The sequence below is a fragment of the Colwellia sp. Bg11-12 genome (assembly GCF_014076955.1).
Taxonomy (GTDB): domain Bacteria; phylum Pseudomonadota; class Gammaproteobacteria; order Enterobacterales; family Alteromonadaceae; genus Colwellia_A.
In genome coordinates, this window is the sequence record NZ_JACGUZ010000049.1 from 105004 (window position 1) to 125400 (window position 20397).

Here is a 20397-nt window from a genome sequence, read left to right on the forward strand (position 1 = left end):
TACCTTCTCTTATGCAACGTTTGTTGGCTTTCCTTTTTAGCACCTTATTTTTCCTTAGCGCTTCTTCACAGCAATTACCTGCTATGCAAGCACCTCTAGCCAGTAAATCACTTATGCTTGATATTTTCAAAATCAATGATAAGCAGCTTGTTGCTGTAGGTGAACGCGGCCATATTTTACTTTCAGATGATGCAGTAACTTGGCATCAAGCTAACGTACCTGTTCGCACCACATTAACCGCTGTCTATTTTGTTGATGCAAAACACGGCTGGGCTGTTGGACATGACGCGACAATATTATTTTCTAGTGATGGTGGTGAGAATTGGGAAATACAACAACACCTTCCAGAGAAAGAAAAACCATTACTTGATATAATCTTTAAAGATAAAAATCAAGGGATTGCTATAGGCGCATATGGGCAATTATACCGCACTACTGATGGCGGCTTAACGTGGACTTTTGAATTTCACGGTGAATTTTTATTTCCTGAAGATTTAGATTATCTAGAAGAGCTTAAGGAACAAGATGAAGAAGCTTATTTAGATGAGCAAGGAAGTATTCTTGCGCATTTCAACAGTATTTTTAAAGACGGTCTTACCCTTTATATGGTTGGCGAAGTCGGGCTGATTGCCAAAAGTGATGATTTTGCGCAAATATGGCAACCACAGGATAAAATTTATCAAGGGTCATTCAACGATATTGCTCGCACTCAACAGGGTAACTTATTGGTTGTTGGTTTGCGTGGTAACGTTTTTCGCCGTTTAGAAAGTGGCGCACCTTGGCAGCCGATCACTACGGGAACGAATGCCTTACTAAACTCAATTCTTCTTGGTGATAACGGTAGCATTTACGTTTTAGGTAATAATGGTGTTATTTTAAAAAGCGATGATGACGGAATGAGTTTTTCTTTAAATATTCAAGCTGACGGCAAAGCCCTTATTAGTGGTGTTTGGTTTAATAACCAGCTTGTGATAGTTTCTGAAGTGGGTATTAAAGTCATTCCGCTGACGAAGTTAAAGTAAAGTAAAGTAAAAAAGTTGTTGTTATTACCGCCAATCCAAATGAAGTAAATTAAATGAAAATTGAATCCCTTATTAATGTTATTGAAGCCACGATGTTCCGCAAAAGAGTACTTGTGCTTGTGGCTTTCGTACTCGCGAGTATTTTTCTTGTTTTTCAAGCAAGTCAAATAAAGCTTGATGCAGCTTTTGAAAAGCATATTCCCCTTAATCATACTTACATGAAAACCTATTTAAAATACCGTGAAAACTTTGGAGGTGCGAACAATGTTCTAATCTCTGTCTGTGATAAAGAAGGTGATATATTTAATGAACCTTTTTTTGGTGCTTTAAAAGGTGTTCATGATCAATTATTTTTTATCCCTGGTGTTGATCGTATTCAAGTAAAATCGCTGTATTCACCGAGTACACGTTTTGTTGAAATAGTTGAAGATGGATTTGCCGGAGGTCCAGTGATCCCCGCTAATTTTCAGCCTGACTCGCAAGGTTTAGCCATTGTTAAGTCAAATATCGAAAAAGCAGGCATTGTAGGCAGCATTGTTGCTGACGATTATAGTTGTGCGATGGTAAAAGCTTCCTTAATGGACACTGACCCACAAACGGGTGAACGATTAGATACACTCGTTATTGCTGAGCAACTTGAGCAGCAAATTAGAGGACAATTCGAAAAAGATAATATCAGCATTCATATCATTGGTTTTAGTAAAATGGTAGGCGATGTTGCCGAAGGCGCAAAAGGAGTTGTTGCCTTTTTTGCTATTGCTATTGTCATTACCACTTTGATGGTTTTCTGGTTCTGTCGTTCTATTACACTAACTCTTTTGCCTATTGCGTGTTCTCTTGTTGCCGTTGTATGGCAGTTAGGTATGTTATCAACACTTGGTTTTGGCTTAGACCCGATGTCTATTCTGGTGCCATTCTTAGTGTTCGCCATTGGTGTTAGCCATGGTGTACAAATGATTAATTCGGTCTCAAAACAGGTCACAAAAGGGGCAACCTCTAAAGAAGCTGCACAAATGAGTTTTCGTTTGCTATTGATCCCAGGCGGCGTTGCTTTGCTTTCTGACACGGTAGGTTTCTTAACGCTGCTTTCAATTGATATTGGTATTATTCGCGAATTGGCCATAACTGCATCTTTAGGTGTAGCGATGATTATTTTGACTAATCTAATTTTATTGCCGTTACTTGTCTCTTTTATTCACGTACCTAAAGTAGAGCCAATAACGCCAGACAAGAATAAAGTCACCGTTTGGGATGTAATGTCTTCATTTGCCACTAAACGAATTGCGACAATAATCCTAGTTATTACCGCTATTTTATATGCGGCTGGCTATTATTATTCTCAAGATATGAAAATTGGAGAATTGCATGCGGGAGCGCCATCATTGCACGAAGACTCGCGCTACAACCAAGATACGTTCTTAATTACTGACCGTTATGCTATTAGTGTTGATTATATGTCAGTCATCGTAGAAAGCCCTGCCGATTCGTGTACGTTTCATGAAACAATGAACTTAATTGATGATTTTCAGTGGCAGATGGAAAACACGGTTGGTGTTCAATCGGCAATTAGTTTAGCGTCAGTCGCTAAAATTGTTAATGCTGGTTATAACGAAGGTAATGCTAAGTGGCGTGTTTTATCACGTAACCAACAAACCTTAGTGCAATCTATCGCACGGATACCGTCATCAAGTGGTTTATTAAATAACGACTGTAGTGTAATGCCCGTTATCTTGTTTTTAGAAGACCACAAAGCTGAAACCATTAATCGCGTCGTTGATAAAGTTAAAGTTGTGGCCAAGTCATTGTCTACAGACGAAGTAAAATTTAAACTTGCATCCGGACCTGTAGGAGTGATGGCCGCGACAAATGAAGCGGTTGCCGAAGCACAAACACCAATGATGCTTTATGTTTATGGAGCGGTAACTTTACTGTGTTTTATTAGTTTTAGAAGTATTCGTGCCACGATTGTTGTCATTGTCCCTCTTTATGTTGTATCGACACTTGCACAATGGTTAATGACCGCACTTGATATTGGCTTAACGGTTTCTACTTTACCGGTTATTGCATTAGGTGTAGGTATTGGTGTTGATTATGGTATTTATATCCTGTCAACAATGAGTATAAAGTTACGTGAAGGCTACCAAGTTCAAGAAGCTTATTTATTAGCGTTAAAAGAACGTGGCAGTGCCGTTTTGATCACGGGCGTTACATTAGCTATTGGTGTGTCAACGTGGTTTTGGTCTGATTTGAAATTTCAAGTTGATATGGGAATACTCTTAACGTTCATGTTTTTGGTGAATATGATCGCTGCAGTGCTGGTCTTACCAGCTATAGCCGCTTTTTTATGGCCTAATAAAAAATAAATTTAAATCGTTATTCTTGAATAAATAAACAAGAAAATGGCCGTAAGGTCATTTTCTATTTATAACAAGTGAATAAACACTTACTCTCAGTAATTTAGATCCTCTCTTAGAAACAATCATTCTCAAAAAATAGTAAAATATTCCTCGCAATAGCCTAAAATTCTTAATAAAATCGTACATATAGTCTATTCTTTTAGACAATAATAAAAATTTATAAAATAAATAATACAAATTACACATTAATTGTTGTTAATATTATATTTTGAAGCAATTAGTACAACAGCGTTTTATCCAAAAAGGAAAACGGCATGACGTTAGTAGACGGTTTACCCTCAGTGATACTTTCGAACGTAGCACAGTTAATTCAGCAAAAAGTACCCGCTAAAACGGCTCCGCTTGTCGAGCAGTTTGCAGACCTCCTTTATAGTAATATTTCCACGCTTGATTTAGAGTATCGCAACGATAGTGATATGTATGGCGCAACGTTAAGTTTATGGAATTCGTTAAATGATCACCAAGACAATAACCCGGTGGTTAAAGTTTTTAATCCTCAAGTTTCAAAGCATGGTTGGAAATCAAGCCATACAATCATTGAAGTTATTATTAAAGATATGCCTTTTCTCGTCGATTCTTTACGAATTGCGCTTAACCGATTAGGCTTATCCCCACATTTAATGTTAAACAGTCCAATTAATATTATACGTGACAAGAATAACCAAATTACCCAGTTTGCTGCCGCTGCTAATAAGTCATTAAAATCATCATCTGTTGAATCTGTCTTTTTTATTGAAGTCGATCGTCAAACCGATCAAAAAGTACTTGATAAAATTGCCAAAGAAATTCATTCAGTTGTTGATGATATCGCGATAACCGTTGATGATTGGCAAGCGATGCGAACGCGTTTAGGTGAATTGATCACTGAAACAACTGAAGCAAAATTACCTTGTTCAATCAATGAACATGATGATGCACTAGAATTTTTAAAATGGATGCTAAACGATAACTTTACGTTGTTAGGCTACCGTTCATATGATGTAAAAACCTTAACGGGTGACAAAGCATTATCTGCCAATGTTAAATCAAGTTTAGGGCTAATGAAGCGCTCTGATGGAACCGTTGAACGTCTAATTTCATCTTTATCAAGCTCCGCTCGTGAACTCGCATTAGGTGTTAACCCTTTAATTTTAACCAAAACCAACTCTCGTTCGCGCGTTCATCGTCCTGCTCACCTTGATTATATTGGGGTAAAACGTTTTGATGATAAAGGTAATGTAATTGGTGAAGAGCGCTTTGTCGGCTTATTTGGTTCTGCGTATTACACTAATAGTGCTTTGGATTTACCGTTAATAAAATCAAAAGTGACTAACGTTTGTGAAAGCTCTGGTTTTGCTCGTGGTACACATGCTTACAAAGCCTTAATTAATATTTTAGAAACGTATCCACGTGATGAAATATTACAAAGTAGTACTGTTGAGCTATTGAAAAATGTTTTAGGCATTTTTCAAATGCAAGAACGAGATTATTCTGGGTTATTTGTGCGTCGTGATGCTTTTGACCGTTTTTATTCTTGTATGGTTTATGTGCCAAGAGAGCGTTACAACACTGAACTTCGTGTTAACACTCAAAAATTATTGAAAGAAGCATTTGGTAGCGATCAAGAAGTAGAGTTTACTACTTACTTTTCTGAATCAGCACAAGCACGTACTCATTATATTGTGCGTGTTAAATCAACTAAAGCAGATATCAACGTGAAACAAATTGAAAAGAATTTAAATGAAGCGGCAAGAAGCTGGGATGACAAACTCGCAGCATCGCTTAACTCTCACAAAGGAGAGGCAAAAGGGAAAACATTAAGTCGCAAATATTGCAGTTTTCCGCAATCATATAAAGACGAAGTTTTACCAGGCACAGCCATCGTTGATATTGAAAAACTTGAGTCAATATCTGCAGAAAACCCGCTTGAAATGTTGTTTTATCAACCACAAGAGGAAAGTGCTGATAGCCGTCACGTAAAATTAAAATTATTTCATACTGGCGACCCAATCCACTTATCGGATATTTTGCCTATTCTCGAAAACTTTGGTTTACGCGTTATTGGTGAAAGCCCTTATTTGGTAAAAACCTCAAGTGGCGAAGCTTGTTGGATCTTAGACTTCTCGATGTTACTTACCGGTCAAGGTAAGTTCACTCTTGAAATAGTGCAAAACCTATTCCAAGACGCCTTTGCTAAAGTTTGGGCAGGTGATTTAGAAGATGATGGCTTTAACCGTTTAATTTTGGGTGCCGAACTCGGTGGTCGTGAAGTCTCAATTATACGTGCTTATGCTCGATACGAGCGCCAAATTGGTGGTACTTTTAGTCAAAGTTATATCGAAGATACCTTTGCTCGCTACCCCAATATTGCTGAATTACTGATAAAATTCTTTAATTTCCGCTTTGATCCCACCACAAAAATTTCAGAGAAAGCGTTAAACAAAGTCAGTGCTGATATTGAAAAATCTCTTGATAATGTGGCGAATTTAGATGATGACCGTATTATCCGCCGTTTTGTTGAAATGATCAGTGCGACCATTCGTACGAATTATTTTCAACCTCATGCGGTCACGGGTGAAAAGTCTTATATCTCATTTAAGATTTTACCTCGTCAGATTAGTGATGTTCCTCTACCGATACCTGAATTTGAAATTTTTGTTTACTCACCACAACTTGAAGGTGTTCATTTACGTGGTGGTAAAGTCGCTCGTGGTGGTTTACGTTGGTCAGACAGACAAGAAGATTTCCGTACCGAGGTTTTAGGCTTAGTAAAAGCACAACAAGTTAAAAATACAGTCATTGTGCCTGTTGGTGCTAAAGGTGGTTTTGTTTGTAAACAATTGCCAGCGAATGGTAGTCGTCAAGAAATATTTGAAGCGGGTAAAGAATGCTACCGTACCTTTATTCGTGGTTTGTTAGATATAACTGACAACATTATTGATGGCATCGTTGTTCCACCTCTTAATGTTGTTCGTCTCGATGAAGATGACCCTTACTTAGTGGTTGCAGCAGATAAAGGAACGGCAACGTTCTCAGATACGGCTAACGCTATTTCTGACGAATACAACTTCTGGATGGGCGATGCGTTTGCCTCCGGTGGTAGTGTTGGTTACGATCATAAAGCGATGGGTATTACGGCTAAAGGCGCTTGGGAGTCTGTTAAACGTCATTTCCGCGAGATGGACATTGATTGTCAATCTACTGATTTTACCTGTATTGCTATTGGAGATATGGCGGGTGATGTATTTGGTAATGGCATGTTGTTGTCAAAGCATATTCGTTTACAAGCTGCCTTTAACCACATGAATATCTTCATTGACCCAAATCCAGATGCAGCGAGTTCTTATGTAGAGCGCGAACGTTTATTTAACACCCCAGGTTGTACTTGGGAAGATTATAACAAAGACTTAATTTCTGAAGGTGGTGCTATTTTCAGCCGCCATGTTAAATCTATTAAATTAACACCGCAAATCAAGAAAATGCTGGGTACGCAAAAACAAACCATGTCGCCGCTTGATTTAATGCAAGCCATTTTAAAAATGAAAGTCGATTTATTATGGAATGGTGGTATCGGTACGTACGTTAAAAGCTCTAAAGAGTCGCATCTTGATGTTGGCGATAGAGCGAATGATTCACTGCGTATTAATGGCAACGAATTACAAGCAAAAGTTGTTGGTGAAGGTGGTAACTTAGGTTTTACACAGCTTGGTCGTGTTGAGTTTGGTCTACGTGGCGGAAGAATTAATACCGATGCGGTTGATAATGCCGGTGGTGTTGATTGTTCTGATAATGAAGTAAACATTAAGATACTCTTAAACAGTTTAGTTCAAAACGGTGATTTAACCGTTAAACAACGTAATAAGCTACTTTATGATATGACCGATGATGTTGGTGAAATTGTAATTGAAGATTGTTATCGTCAAACACATTCATTGTCAATTACGGCAATGCGTGGTGTTAAACAATTAAAAGAACAAGAACGCTTCATTCATGGTTTAGAAAAAGCAGGGAAATTAGATCGTGCTTTAGAGTTTATTCCAACTGATGACGAAATTTCTGAGCGTTTATCTAAAGGTCAAGGTTTCACTCGTCCTGAACTTTCTGTACTACTTGCCTATGGTAAAATGGTCTTAAAAGAAGATTTAGTTTGCCCTGGAATTACTGATAATCCATACCACGACCGTTTATTACTTGAAGCTTTTCCACCTCAGCTACAAGTTAAATACCAAGACCAAATGCAACTTCATCCACTACGTGCTGAAATTATTGCGACTAAGTTGGCTAATAATATTGGCAACGACATGGGCTTTAACTTTGTTAATCGTATGCATGAAGAAACAGGCGCAACGATTGCTGAAATAGCTAACTGTTATGTTATGGCGAGTGAGGTTTTTGAATTATCTACGATTTGGAACGAAATAACGAAATTAGATAATAAAATTTCAACGTCTATTCAAACCGAAATGCTATTTCAAATGCGTCGTACAGTAAGACGCGCTACTCGTTGGTTCTTACGTCATCGTAATAAAGCATTAGGTATTGCTGAAACGATTGAGTTTTACAGACCTACCTTTATAAATCTAGCCAGTAATTTAGATCAATTACTTGTTAAGGCTGAAGTCGAGCAATTAAAGCGTGTTGAAACAGATCTTGTTACAACAGGTGTTCCTGAAAATATTGCGAGACGCATATCACAGTTAAGCTCACTATTCCCTGTGATGGACATTGCTGATATTTCAGTGGCCGATGGTCGCTCTATCGAGCTTGTTGCGCATTTGTACTTCAAATTAGGTGTGCGTTTACATTTACATTGGTTCTTAGACCAGATCACGGGTCAGCCGGTGGCGAATCATTGGCAAGCACTTGCTAGGGCTTCATTTAGAGAAGAACTAGATTGGCAGCAACGCTCATTAGCTCAAGTGGTATTACGATGTAATTGTAGTGTTGAAGAGCCAGAGATTGAAGCTTTGCTTGATCAATGGATCGAGACAAATGCTCAGCCTCTTGAACGTTGGCACCAAATTTTAGCTGACTTTAGAATTGGTCGAACTCACGAGTTCGCTAAATTCTCTGTTGCGCTAAGAGAGCTTATGCTTTTAAGTTTAAATTGTGATCCAACAAAATAAATGAAGTGTAATAATCGAACTTTAACGAGATTGATTTAACTGATAAAATCCTCACTATTAAGTGGGGATTTTTTTTAAGAGGCAATATGTTTTATTCCGCAATACGCAAAGTATTATTCAAGTTTGATCCTGAAACTATTCATGAGATGACTATTAAAGGTTTTAAAGCGACAGGTTCTTCGCCGCTAAACCTCTTATATAAACAAAATATTACCGATAAACCTGTAGAAGCGATGGGCATTGTTTTTCCTAATCCAGTAGGCTTAGCCGCAGGGTTAGATAAAAATGGTGAATGCATTAACGCTTTTGCTGCTATGGGGTTTGGTTTTGTAGAAATAGGCACTGTTACGCCTAAACCGCAACCAGGCAATCCAAAGCCTCGTATTTTCCGTTTACCATCTGCCAACGCGGTAATAAACCGTATGGGCTTTAACAATAAAGGTGTTGACTACTTAATTGACCAAGTGCGAAAAGCAAACTTTACCGGTGTGCTTGGTATTAATATTGGTAAAAATAAAGATACGCCTGATGAGCATGCAAAAGATGATTATCTTATTTGTATGCGTAAGGTATATAATTACGCCACCTACATTACGATTAATATTTCATCCCCCAACACCCCCGGCTTACGTTCATTACAATACGGTGATGCACTGAATGAATTACTAGCTGCGCTTAAAGCTGAACAGAAAGTACTGGCAGACCAACACAGCAAATATGTACCATTAGCGGTTAAAATAGCTCCTGATTTATCTCAAGAAGAAATTGAATCGATTGCTGACTGTTTGATTCGAAATAAGATAGACGGTGTTATTGCCACAAACACCACGCTTTCTCGTGAAGGTGTTGAAGGTCTTGAGCATGGTGAAGAGCAGGGCGGCTTAAGTGGTAAACCGGTAAAAGACAAAAGTACCGAAGTTATTCGTTTATTGGCAATAGCGTTAGACAATAACTTACCTATTATTGGTGTCGGCGGTATCTCAAGTGGCCGTGATGCTCAAGAAAAAATTGCTGCAGGTGCTAAATTAGTACAAGTTTATACGGGTTTTATTTATAAAGGCCCTGAACTTGTTAAAGATATTGTAGATACGCTTTAAGATTAGCTTTAACTTATTTTCTTAGAGGTTATAACGCTATTTCTTAGACTTGATTAAATAGGAAATAGCGTAAGCTGCTTGGCAATTAAATTGATAATTTTATGAAGTTTAGCTTCAATATAACGAGGCAATAATTTATTTTGCTGTTCGAGTAATATTAACTCGGCAGGTGTTATCGCGATAAAACAATTTATTTTTGGTGTTTCTTTTTGGTAGACACTAAAAACATCATCAGCGTATTGGTTAATATCGCCTTGATGATCTTTTTTAATTTCACACTGAAAAACCTCGTTAGTTTCTAAATAAAGATTGATCAACAAAATATTATTCTCATCACCATACCAATTTGCTGTCAGTGTTTGAAAATTAAACTGAGCTTCAAGCTTATTAGAGACTGATTTTATTTGCTTAAATTTTGCCATTAAATCGTTGCTAGGCATAATAGCGATAGGTAGCTTTTCTGTCATAGTCTTAGGGTTGTTTTAAATATTAATATTTAGACATTACCAATATTAATTAATAACATAAAGCATAACGAATTATTTTTATTAAATTTATCTCAATTGTTTATGTTTGGTGTGATGATAAAATGCAACTCGTTCCTAACCTTAACCTATCGAATTTTTAAAGAACGTATTAATCTAATGGAATATCTAGGCATGTTTTTAATTGCTGCCAGTGTGGTTATTTTATTACTTTGGGCATAGTGGCTAGTCGTAGTTTTTGCTACACTCGCTGAAAATTATTATTGTATTAAATAAAGTGGATTTAAAATGAAAATTGCAAACAAAACGGTTGTTCAGTTTCACTACACGTTAAAAGATGAAGCGGGCAATCAAATAGAGTCATCATACGCTAGTGATCCTTTAGCCTATCTTCATGGTTATAACAATATGTTAGTGGGTGTTGAAAATGCCTTAGCCGATAAAGAAATCGGTGATAAATTTTCAGTAACGTTACAACCTGCAGATACTTACGGTGAACGTAAAGAAGATATGATTCAACGTGTACCTTCAAAGCACTTACAAGATGGACAAGGCACAACTAAATGGAAAGCAGGCATGACTGCAGCTGTTGAAACTGAGCAAGGTCAACGTCAAGTGACTGTTCTTAAAGCAGGTAAATTTATGGTGACTGTTGATATTAATCCACCACTTGCTGGCATGGTATTAACCTTTGATTTAGACGTTGTTGATGTTCGCGCTGCGACTGATGAAGAAATTGAACATGGTCACGCACACGGCGCTGGTGGTCATCACCACTAATTTTTTCGTTGCACTATCATTTATTTGAACATTAAAAGGATCAGCTTTGCTGATCCTTTTTTATGTCACTGATTGTTTCACAATATTGTGTCAGGTAGTAAAGTTAGCCACTAATTTTACTGATTGAAAGTACGGATATTTCAATACTTGATTGAGCTTGCCACAAAATATTTAAATCGTAGAGTATCATCCCATAAATTTTAGTGTCTTCTTGTTGTTTCTTATACGCAGGCCGGGGATCTTGAGCTAACACTTGTTCTATAAAAAGTGGTAAATCGGCATACACTTGCTGATACTTTTTAGTCTCTTCTTGTGCTTGCTTAGAAAATGTTATTGATAACGCTTGAAAAGGTTGCTGCTGTGCAAAGCCAGCTTGAGCACCACTAATGCTGTCAGAGTAGGGAATATAAGGTTTAATATCAATAACGGGTGTTTGGTCAAGAAGGTCCAAACCCGAAATATTGATGATTAATTGTTTATTTTGTTGTTCAATATTCTCTAATTTTACGACCGACATACCAACGGGGTTTGGTCTAAAAGTAGAGCGAGTTGCTAATACCCCCAATTTTTTATTTCCCCCTAAACGTGGAGGTCTAACGAGCGGTTTCCAACCTTGTTGCGCTGTACCATGAAAGATAAATAATACCCACAGGTGACTAAATTGTTCGATACCACGTAACAATTCTTCGTTGTTAGCATTATCAATTAAAGAAATTGACCCCTTTGCTGCACTCACTAACCCAGGTTGGCGAGGAATAGCGAATTTTTCTTTATAAGGAGAGTTAACTCGACCAATATAATTAAAAGTAATCTGGTTACTTGGCTGCTCTTGCATTATTGAATACTGCTCGCCTGCTCAACTTGATAAGCCTTACCATAGCAAACAACTGTTTCAATACATTGTTTATCTGCTTGGTTGTCATTTATTAGCGCACAACCCGTAAAAATTATTGCATTGGCATGTTGTTCAAAGGCTTGTCTTCGTGCCTGAGTTCTTGCCACTATTTTGTCTGGTGCTGCATGATGAATTTTTGTTTGACAGTCTTGACCTTCAACCATGCCTATAAGTTTATACTTACCGAGTAACTCACTCTCGTCTTTAACAACGTTGACTTGTGTGTGACTAAAGTATGTTTGAAAGTTTTCTTTATCCAAATTGGTTGAAACCGTGTATTGAGAAGAGCATGCCGATAATGTTATTGATGCTGCAATAAGAAGCATTAGCGTTAACGTATTGCTGGTTTTTTTGTACTTATTATCTGTATTCATATGTAGGGACTACTTCTTTATAATTACTTTTACAGGGGTTTTATTACTGATCCAATAATCAAATAATTTATTGATAACATTACTTTGTTGCTTCATGTTGATCCAATTACGCATAAATAGCTCAAAAGCTTGGTCATTATGATTAATTGGAAATGCCATTGATATAGGCGCTAGCAAAGGTTTAGGTACAATAACAGTATATTCAGGGTGTAATAATGTCCAAGCAGAGGCAGCGGCGGCACCAAATAACATACCGTCAATATGTTGATACTTTTCTTTAAAGAATAACCTTGGCGTTGAAATTTTCCATGCCTTATTGTGAATGAAATTACGCTCTACGGCGGTTTGATAAAAGAAAGTTTCAGGGATGCCGATAATCAAGTCTTCATTTGCAATGATATTTGACCACTGTTTGAACTCTACGCGCCGTTTGTCTTTAACAATAAAGGCTAACGACTGCTGAGAATAAGGTACCGTAAGCGTAAATTTAGTCATATTGTCAGGGATCACAGGTATACCTGTCGTTATATCTAAATAGCCTGATTGTAGTAGTGCTTCAGCTTGGTGATGAAAAATCCTAACAAACTCTACATTCACCGCTAGATCAATAGCGAGTTGGTTCATTATTTCAATGTCAAAACCAACTAATTTACCGTTATTGTTATGAAAAGCGTAAGGTAAGTCATCTCTAAAATAGCCTACTCGGATAAACCCACGTTGTTGAATTCGTTTTAACACTGGAGAAAACGAGGCATCGCTTTTTAACCGTTCTGGGCTTTTTTCAAGGTAAGTACTTTCAACATGACCAAATAAAAAATCGCGTTCAATAAACTTTGTATAACCTTCATATTGGTGGCTAATTGAGTCAAAACTGAAACGTAATGAGATAAAAGCAATCACTGAAATAAGCGGGATTATCGCTAAATTACGTAAGAGGGCACGCCACTTTATTGTAAAGCGTTTCACCATGGCTGTAGCGATTAATAAAGGTAAACAGCTAGAAAATACTACTGAGAAAACAGCACTTAATCGAGCACCAATGAGGTTTTCTGAGACTAAGTAAAAATCGAACATGGCGCCAGATACATTAAATAATTCCAGCAAGTTATGCATAGCCAAGGTGGTGCTACCAAACAACTGCGGCAAACCAGCGATAATCAAATTGATATGATCAGAAAAAGAAATATAGGCACCAGAGAACCAAGCGGCAAATAGCACGAAAAGTAAAGCGAGTAGTTTGCCACCCACCGGTAAACTAAAAGAGATAGGGACTATTATTTCAGATATTTTCTCAAGTTCGTTTTCATGAGGGTACTTCTGTTTGAGTAATTTTTTCGTATTCTCAACGATAATAGGCAGTACTGAAAAGAAACTGCCTGTAGCAAAAGCAGTGATCATAGGCTCTCGCGATACCAGAATTATCTCTCGATAGCCAAAGGGGGTGATTGTTGCAACAATGGCAGGAAAAACCACAAAGCAAAGCAGTATAACCAAGACAATAGCACTCAGCATGTAGACAACTAAGCCATCGAGTTGACTCGCATCAAGGGTAACCGCCGCACGCCAACCGATACAAAAAATACCCAGTGGTGCAAATTTCATTATAAAGCTATTAATATTCGCCGTTGCTTGTTGTAAGTTGGTCAGTAGTAATAAGGTTTGTCTTTTAGACTTTATTTGCATTAAGCCAAGGCCCATACAAATACTAAAGAAAACTACTGCAGGAATTAACGTATTGGCAAGGGCATTAAAAGGGTTTGCCGAAATGAATAAATCAACCAAGCTAAATTCAGGTACCGTTTTTACAGTATTAATAGAATAGAATTCGGCTTGCTGCCATTGAGGAAAAGATAATGGTGTGCCAAAGATAAAAAATAGCACAACAACTATCATCATCAAAATAATGAATAAACTTTGTTTAGAGACTTTTTTAGCTCTACTTGGAGAAAGTCCTCCGATGCCAACAATAAGTGAAAGCACAATATAAGGAAGCACTGTCATTTGCAGGGAAGTGACAAATGCATTGGCAGTATGATCAATGACTGAATATTCTATTGAAAAGAAATAACCTAACAGCAAGCCTAAAAACATCGCTAAGATTATCTGTACTAATAAAGGCGGTTTACCAAACAACATATAAAATATTGAAACCCTAGTTTTTTACCATAATATCGATTATAACGAACTATTTATAAATTATTCATAAAATAACAAAGTGATACAATTATATTCGGTGTCATGTTATCGAATAATGTTAGAAATAATGGCAATGATTTTATAAAAAAGGCAGTGAATTTTCACTGCCTTTAATTAACGAACATTAAACTTATTTTTATTTTACCCGCATACCTGGCTGTGCGCCGTCATCAGGGTTTAATATCCACAAGTCTTTGCCACCAGGTCCTGCGGCGAGTACCATGCCCTCAGACATACCAAAGCGCATTTTTCTTGGCGCTAAATTAGCAACCATAACGGTATGCTTACCAATTAAATCTTCTGGTTGGTATGCTGATTTTATACCGGCAAATACCTGACGTGTTTCACCACCTTCTTCTTTTGAATCAAGTGCTAGGGTCAAGCGTAATAATTTATCCGCTTTTTCTACATGCTCAGCGTTAATTATTTTTACGATACGTAAATCAATTTTAGCAAAATCGTCAAATTGAATCTCTTCACTGATCGGATCACAACCTAAAGGATCATTAAGAGCTGCAGTGTTATCAACCACTTTTGCTGCTTTAACTTTTTTAGCTGGTTTCTCAGCCTCATCTTTCACGAGTAAGTTTTCTTTGGAGGCATCTGTTACCGCGTTAACTTTGTCCATATCAACACGCTGTAGCAAGGCTTTAAATTTATTTATTTTATGACCTGTTAATAAGGTTTTATGGCCTTCCCAGGTTAGCTCATCATTTAAAAATGTTGCTGTACTGTCTGCTAATACCGGTAACACAGGTTTTAAATAAATCATTAATGTGCGGAACATGTTGATACCGAGTGAACAAATATCTTGTACTTCTTGCTGTTTAGTTTCGTCTTTTACTAATTGCCATGGTTCTTTTATGGCAATATATTCATTAACTTTGTCGGCTAAAGCCATTATTTCACGCATACCTCGCGCAAAATCACGTGCTTCATAGTGAGCGGCAATAGAGTCACCTGCAGCCATTACTTCATTGGCAAGTTCAGGGTTGTCGATATTAATAGATAGCATACCGTCAAAACGTTTAGTGATGAAACTTGCACAACGAGAAGCAATGTTAACCACTTTACCAACTAAATCTGAATTTACCCGTTGCGCAAAATCTTCAAGATTTAAATCTAAATCATCAATTTTATGCGTCAACTTAGCAGCATAGTAATACCGTAAGTATTCAGGGTTCAAATGCTCTAAATAGGTACGCCCTTTGATAAAAGTACCTTTAGATTTAGACATTTTTGCGCCATTAACGGTAACAAAACCGTGCGCATGAACCGCGGTAGGCTTTCTAAAACCTGCGCCTTCAAGCATGGCGGGCCAAAATAAACTGTGGAAATAAATAATATCTTTACCAATAAAATGATAAAGCTCAGCTTCTGAATCTAATTTCCAAAAATCATCAAAGTTAATACCTTTTTTATCACATAAGTTTTTGAAACTCCCCATATAACCAATAGGAGCGTCTAACCATACATAAAAGTATTTACCTGGCGCGTTAGGTATTTCAAAGCCAAAGTAAGGGGCGTCGCGGCTAATATCCCACTGTTGTAAACCTGACTCAAACCATTCAGCTAACTTGTTAGCCATTTCATCTTGCAATGCGCCGCTGCGTGTCCAGTCTTCTAACATTTCACCAAAAGCAGGTAAATCAAAAAAGTAATGTTCAGAATCTTTAAAAACAGGAGTCGCACCAGACACAACAGAACGTGGGTTTAATACTTCTGTTGTAGAGTATGTTGCGCCACATTCATCACAGCTGTCACCATTTTGATCTTCTGCTTTACACTTCGGGCATGTTCCTTTTACGAAACGATCAGGTAAAAACATGCCTTTCTCTGGATCGTAAAGCTGAGAAATAACTCTGGTTTTTATATGCCCTTTAGCATGCAAACGATTATAAATCTCGTGAGCAAACGCTTCATTCTCAGGACTATGAGTTGAATGATAATTGTCGAAACTTATATGGAAATCAGCAAAATCTCTCATATGTTCTTCGCGCACACCGTTGATCATTTCTTCTGGTGTAACACCTAATTCTTGCGCTTTTAGCATAATAGGCGTGCCGTGAGCATCATCAGCACAAACAAAATAAGTTTCATGGCCGCGCATACGCTGAAAACGTACCCAAATATCGGTCTGAATATGTTCGAGTAAGTGGCCTAAATGAATCGAGCCATTAGCATAAGGAAGCGCACAGGTTACAAGAATTTTACGTTTATTATTAGTGAGTGATGAAGACTTAGGTAACGACATATAAAGTTTACATTTATTGGTGGTAATTATGAGAGGAATGGTACAGAATTTGTCACTACTTTTCATTAATAATTATTGCCTAAACGCGATAAAGTGCCTTTTAAAATGTTCTCAAAGATATTTTCCTCAAAAACACTCTCTAGTGATACAAAACAAGCACTTCTTGATACTTTAAAAAGTTATCGTAGTGACAATTTCCCGAAAGGGATTTTATTTCCAGATATTTGTCCTGAAATTACCTTGGAAAAAAGCAATAACGTTGTTATTAAATTAACATTACCTTTTCCATGTCTTGGTGAGATCGATTTATTAAGTGAACTGCTCACTAAGCAGTTTGAACAAACGGTTAGATTTGATATTAGTTTCGATATACGCCCAGTGCGAAGTCATGAAATTACAGGTATAAAAAATATTATTGCTGTTGCCTCAGGTAAAGGTGGTGTAGGAAAGTCAACGACAGCGGTAAATGTTGCCTATGCATTGATAGCTGAAGGGAGTTCAGTTGCTATTTTAGATGCAGATATATATGGACCTTCAGTCCCTACATTATTAGGTATGAAAGGCGAAAAACCCAGCTCCGTCGATGGTAAGTTATTAACGCCCATAGACGCTAATGGCCTAAGTGCAATGTCTCTTGGCTTTTTAGTGGATGAAAACGATGCAACTGTTTGGCGAGGTCCGATGGCAAGTCGAGCTTTTAGCCAACTACTTAATGAAACCGACTGGCAAGGCATAGATTATTTAATTGTTGATATGCCACCAGGAACTGGTGATATTCAATTAACGTTATCACAACAGGTGCCCGTTGCGGCTTCAGTTGTTGTAACGACACCACAAGATATAGCACTTGCTGATGCAATAAAGGGCATTGCAATGTTTGAGCAAGTAAAAGTACCTGTTTTAGGTATTATTGAAAATATGAGTTATCACCAATGTGAAAACTGTGGCCATCATTCACACTTATTTGGAGAGGGAGGCGGAAAACGCGTTGCTGATAAATATGGCACGCAATTACTAGGACAGTTACCGCTTGATGTGAGTATTCGCTCTGATGCTGATAATGGTGTTTCGCCAATATTAGCAGATAGTACTAGTAACATTAGTCAGCAATACCGTAAGATAGCGCGAAATATTGCCGCTCAGTTGTATTTGCAGCTGGACTCACGCAGTCCTAATACTGCGAGTATATTGATTGAAGATTAGCTTTATCGCTAATTCCCTAACCTTAAAGCATTAACGTAAGAAGAACTAACATGAGATTGTCCGACAAAGACATAGAAACATCGCTTGAAAGAGGTGAAATTATTATCTCACCTGCACCCGATAGCAGTATGATTTCAGGGGTAAGTGTTGATATTCGATTAGGTAATGAATTTCGCGTTTTTCAAGATCACACCGCACCTTATATTGATTTAAGTGGTCCAAAAGCTGAAATGCAAAAAGCGATGGACTCAGTGATGAGTGATGAAATTGTTATCGCAGATGGTGAGGCTTTCTTTTTACATCCAGGTGAATTAGCACTAGCGGTTACTTATGAATCGGTCACTTTACCGGACAATATCGTCGGTTGGTTGGATGGTCGTTCATCATTAGCACGTTTGGGCTTAATGGTGCATGTAACTGCGCATCGAATCGATCCAGGTTGGTCTGGGCAGATTGTTTTAGAATTTTATAACAGTGGTAAGCTTCCTTTAGCACTTCGTCCTAAAATGAAAATAGCAGCACTTAATTTTGAAACAATGTCTTCAAGTGCTTTACGCCCTTATAATAAGCGTGAAGATGCAAAATATAAAAATCAAACCGGCGCTGTTGCTAGCCGTATTAGTCAAGACGATTCGTCTAAAAACTAAAAACTAAAAACTAAAAACTAAAAACCGTAAAATGAGCGAATCATTTTACGGTTTTTTTATTTGGTATAAAAGTTATGCGGAGATAATTTGTTGCTTATCAATATGACTTATACAAAGTTTCAATGCATTCAACAGTTTCTCTTTATCATGGTAGAGACTCCCTGAACTATTTGATAGGTCACAGTGAATGATAGGTAGAATTTCTGATGTGACGGTTTCATCGTGACAGATAACACTATCAATGGGCAAACATCCAATATTTTCTTTTATCCAGTTAAGTTTTTCATCTAAAGTAAGCGCAGCAGCGGGGCTATCTTCTGGGCCTAAGTTCTCAATAAACACACAATGAGCAGAACTCGCTTGAATTGCTTTAGTGATATCTCTCACTAATAGCGGCGGGATAACGCTGGTAAGAAAGCTTCCTGGACCTAATATAATTAAATCAGCAGACCTTATTGATTCAATACACAAGGGTAACGTTTTAACTAAAGGGGCTAATAATAATTTTTCGGGCATTATCGGCATTTTATCAACAGATAACTCACCCACTTTACAGCGACCCTTTGGGTAAAAAGCCATTAAGTCGGTTGGTGTCTCAGACATTGGGTATAGAGGTGTTCTAACACCTAATAAACGCCTAACAAGTTTTATTGAATCAAGCGGTCGAGATTGCAGTTTACCCAGCGCATATAATATAAGGTTACCTAAATTATGACCACCGAGTTCATCTTGTCCATCAAACCTAAAATCAAATAATTGACTGCCAACAGAATCTTCATCAACGAGTAATGTTAAGCAATTTCTTAAATCACCCCAAGCAATAGAACTAGTTCGCCTGCGTAATCGACCAGTAGAGCCTCCGTTATCTGTTGTAGTAACGATACCGGTTAACTGTTTTTTTAAAAAAGAGAGGGTAGATAACACACGACCTAAACCGTGACCTCCACCAATTGCTACAACATTTAGCTTTTCTAGTTGCATGAATAATTCTTATTATCAGATCTTAGTACAACTTTACCTCCTATTTTGTCATAAATAAACCATAAACCTTGATTACATTGATCTTGCCTAACCTGTTTATTCAAAAATGGTATGAGAAACTCAACATTGTAAATAAATACCCCTTTAACATTAGTGACATCGGGGAAGAGAGAATATATAAAAGTGTTATTAAAAAGTAGGCATGGATAAATGACTGATTTAAACAAAAAATAATCAACTTGACGCTTAAGTAAACACTTAGTAAGAAACTTTGAAAAAAATACCTTTTTATCTAAAATAAGAGTTGACAGTTTTAGGGCGGGTGCTTAGAATGCGCCTCGCTTTCAACGAGTGATTAATCATTTGTTTGGCAATGAATTTATAGCATATTAGGCCATGTTATCTATTTGTAGCGGGGCTATAGCTCAGCTGGGAGAGCGCTTCGCTGGCAGCGAAGAGGTCTGCGGTTCGATCCCGCATAGCTCCACCAAGTTTAAAGTTGATTGAATAAGATGTTTTTATTTGAACAATATTGGTTTTAAGTTTTAATGACTTAAAATAGAAAAGTTTACTTTTCACGATAGTATTTGTGTCCCTATCGTCTAGAGGCCTAGGACACCGCCCTTTCACGGCGGTAACAGGGGTTCGAATCCCCTTAGGGATGCCACTTATTTTTTTGTTTTCTTTATTGAAAGTCGCTAGAATAAGTAAACAGGGTATAACAAACTAGGTCTTGTTATCTCCTTTGGATGAATATTTGTATTCGACCATAAAAACAAGATGTAAATCTTGTCTGATGCTTTTCTAAAGTAGTTGCACGTTGTTAATTCAATGTTTGTCTATTTAATAGTTTTAGTGTCCCTATCGTCTAGAGGCCTAGGACACCGCCCTTTCACGGCGGTAACAGGGGTTCGAATCCCCTTAGGGATGCCACTTATTTA

13 protein-coding genes and 3 tRNA genes are annotated in these 20397 nt (G+C 37.5%); 10 read left to right on the plus strand and 6 right to left on the minus strand.

From position 1 onward, the window contains the following. Positions 1–11 precede the first annotated feature (11 nt). The 4 genes from H4J39_RS01745 (at position 12) to pyrD (ending at position 9641) form a co-directional block, all read left to right on the plus strand. Entirely contained in the window at positions 12–1022 is a 1011-nt protein-coding gene (locus tag H4J39_RS01745) for a YCF48-related protein (protein WP_182225707.1), read from the plus strand. Between the two features lie 53 nt (positions 1023–1075). Then, on the plus strand, positions 1076–3385 hold the full coding sequence (locus H4J39_RS01750) for an RND family transporter (RefSeq protein WP_182225708.1): 2310 nt from the start codon (positions 1076–1078) through the stop codon (positions 3383–3385). Between the two features lie 308 nt (positions 3386–3693). After that, positions 3694–8544: an NAD-glutamate dehydrogenase gene (locus H4J39_RS01755; protein ID WP_182225709.1), complete on the plus strand. Its 4851-nt coding sequence runs from the start codon at positions 3694–3696 to the stop codon at positions 8542–8544. A gap of 86 nt (positions 8545–8630) precedes the next feature. Further along, positions 8631–9641: a quinone-dependent dihydroorotate dehydrogenase gene (gene pyrD, locus H4J39_RS01760; RefSeq protein WP_182225710.1), complete on the plus strand. Its 1011-nt coding sequence runs from the start codon at positions 8631–8633 to the stop codon at positions 9639–9641. A 53-nt stretch (positions 9642–9694) separates the two neighbouring features. Here the strand turns inward: pyrD and H4J39_RS01765 are convergent, their stop codons facing one another. Beyond that, a complete protein-coding gene (locus tag H4J39_RS01765) occupies positions 9695–10108 on the minus strand; it encodes a hypothetical protein (protein WP_182225711.1) in 414 nt (137 codons plus the stop codon). Between the two features lie 306 nt (positions 10109–10414). Between H4J39_RS01765 and H4J39_RS01770 the strand changes: the two genes are divergently transcribed. Beyond that, positions 10415–10906, plus strand: a complete 492-nt coding sequence (locus H4J39_RS01770) for a peptidylprolyl isomerase (protein WP_182225712.1) — start codon at positions 10415–10417, stop codon at positions 10904–10906. A gap of 103 nt (positions 10907–11009) precedes the next feature. On the opposite strand, the gene tsaA is transcribed toward H4J39_RS01770, so the two are convergent. The 4 genes from tsaA to metG form a co-directional block, all read right to left on the minus strand. Next, the gene (gene tsaA / locus H4J39_RS01775) at positions 11010–11741 is read right to left on the minus strand and encodes a tRNA (N6-threonylcarbamoyladenosine(37)-N6)-methyltransferase TrmO (protein WP_182225713.1); all 732 of its coding nucleotides are present in this window, start codon (positions 11739–11741) and stop codon (positions 11010–11012) included. Next, a complete protein-coding gene (gene rcsF, locus H4J39_RS01780) occupies positions 11741–12175 on the minus strand; it encodes an Rcs stress response system protein RcsF (RefSeq protein WP_259368720.1) in 435 nt (144 codons plus the stop codon). The genes tsaA and rcsF overlap by 1 nt, the downstream gene beginning before the upstream one ends. 9 nt (positions 12176–12184) lie before the next feature. Then, positions 12185–14311 carry a cation:dicarboxylate symporter family transporter gene (locus H4J39_RS01785; protein ID WP_182225714.1) on the minus strand — a complete coding sequence of 709 codons (2127 nt, stop codon included), beginning with the start codon at positions 14309–14311 and terminating at the stop codon, positions 12185–12187. 196 nt (positions 14312–14507) lie between these two features. Further along, a complete protein-coding gene (metG, locus tag H4J39_RS01790; RefSeq protein WP_182225738.1) occupies positions 14508–16625 on the minus strand; it encodes a methionine--tRNA ligase in 2118 nt (705 codons plus the stop codon). A gap of 105 nt (positions 16626–16730) precedes the next feature. On the opposite strand from metG, the gene apbC reads away from it, so the two are divergent. After that, positions 16731–17828, plus strand: a complete 1098-nt coding sequence (gene apbC / locus H4J39_RS01795; RefSeq protein ID WP_182225715.1) for an iron-sulfur cluster carrier protein ApbC — start codon at positions 16731–16733, stop codon at positions 17826–17828. 50 nt (positions 17829–17878) lie between these two features. After that, positions 17879–18475, plus strand: a complete 597-nt coding sequence (gene dcd / locus H4J39_RS01800) for a dCTP deaminase (protein ID WP_182225716.1) — start codon at positions 17879–17881, stop codon at positions 18473–18475. Between the two features lie 72 nt (positions 18476–18547). On the opposite strand, the gene yvcK is transcribed toward dcd, so the two are convergent. Next, the gene (gene yvcK / locus H4J39_RS01805; protein WP_182225717.1) at positions 18548–19456 is read right to left on the minus strand and encodes a uridine diphosphate-N-acetylglucosamine-binding protein YvcK; all 909 of its coding nucleotides are present in this window, start codon (positions 19454–19456) and stop codon (positions 18548–18550) included. 414 nt (positions 19457–19870) lie between these two features. On the opposite strand from yvcK, the gene H4J39_RS01810 reads away from it, so the two are divergent. The 3 genes from H4J39_RS01810 to H4J39_RS01820 all read left to right on the plus strand — a co-directional run bounded on the left by H4J39_RS01810 (position 19871) and on the right by H4J39_RS01820 (position 20389). Next, positions 19871–19946, plus strand: a tRNA-Ala gene (locus tag H4J39_RS01810). Between the two features lie 101 nt (positions 19947–20047). Continuing rightward, positions 20048–20123, plus strand: a tRNA-Glu gene (locus H4J39_RS01815). 190 nt (positions 20124–20313) lie between these two features. Next, positions 20314–20389 (plus strand) — tRNA-Glu (locus H4J39_RS01820). Positions 20390–20397: the final 8 nt, after the last annotated feature.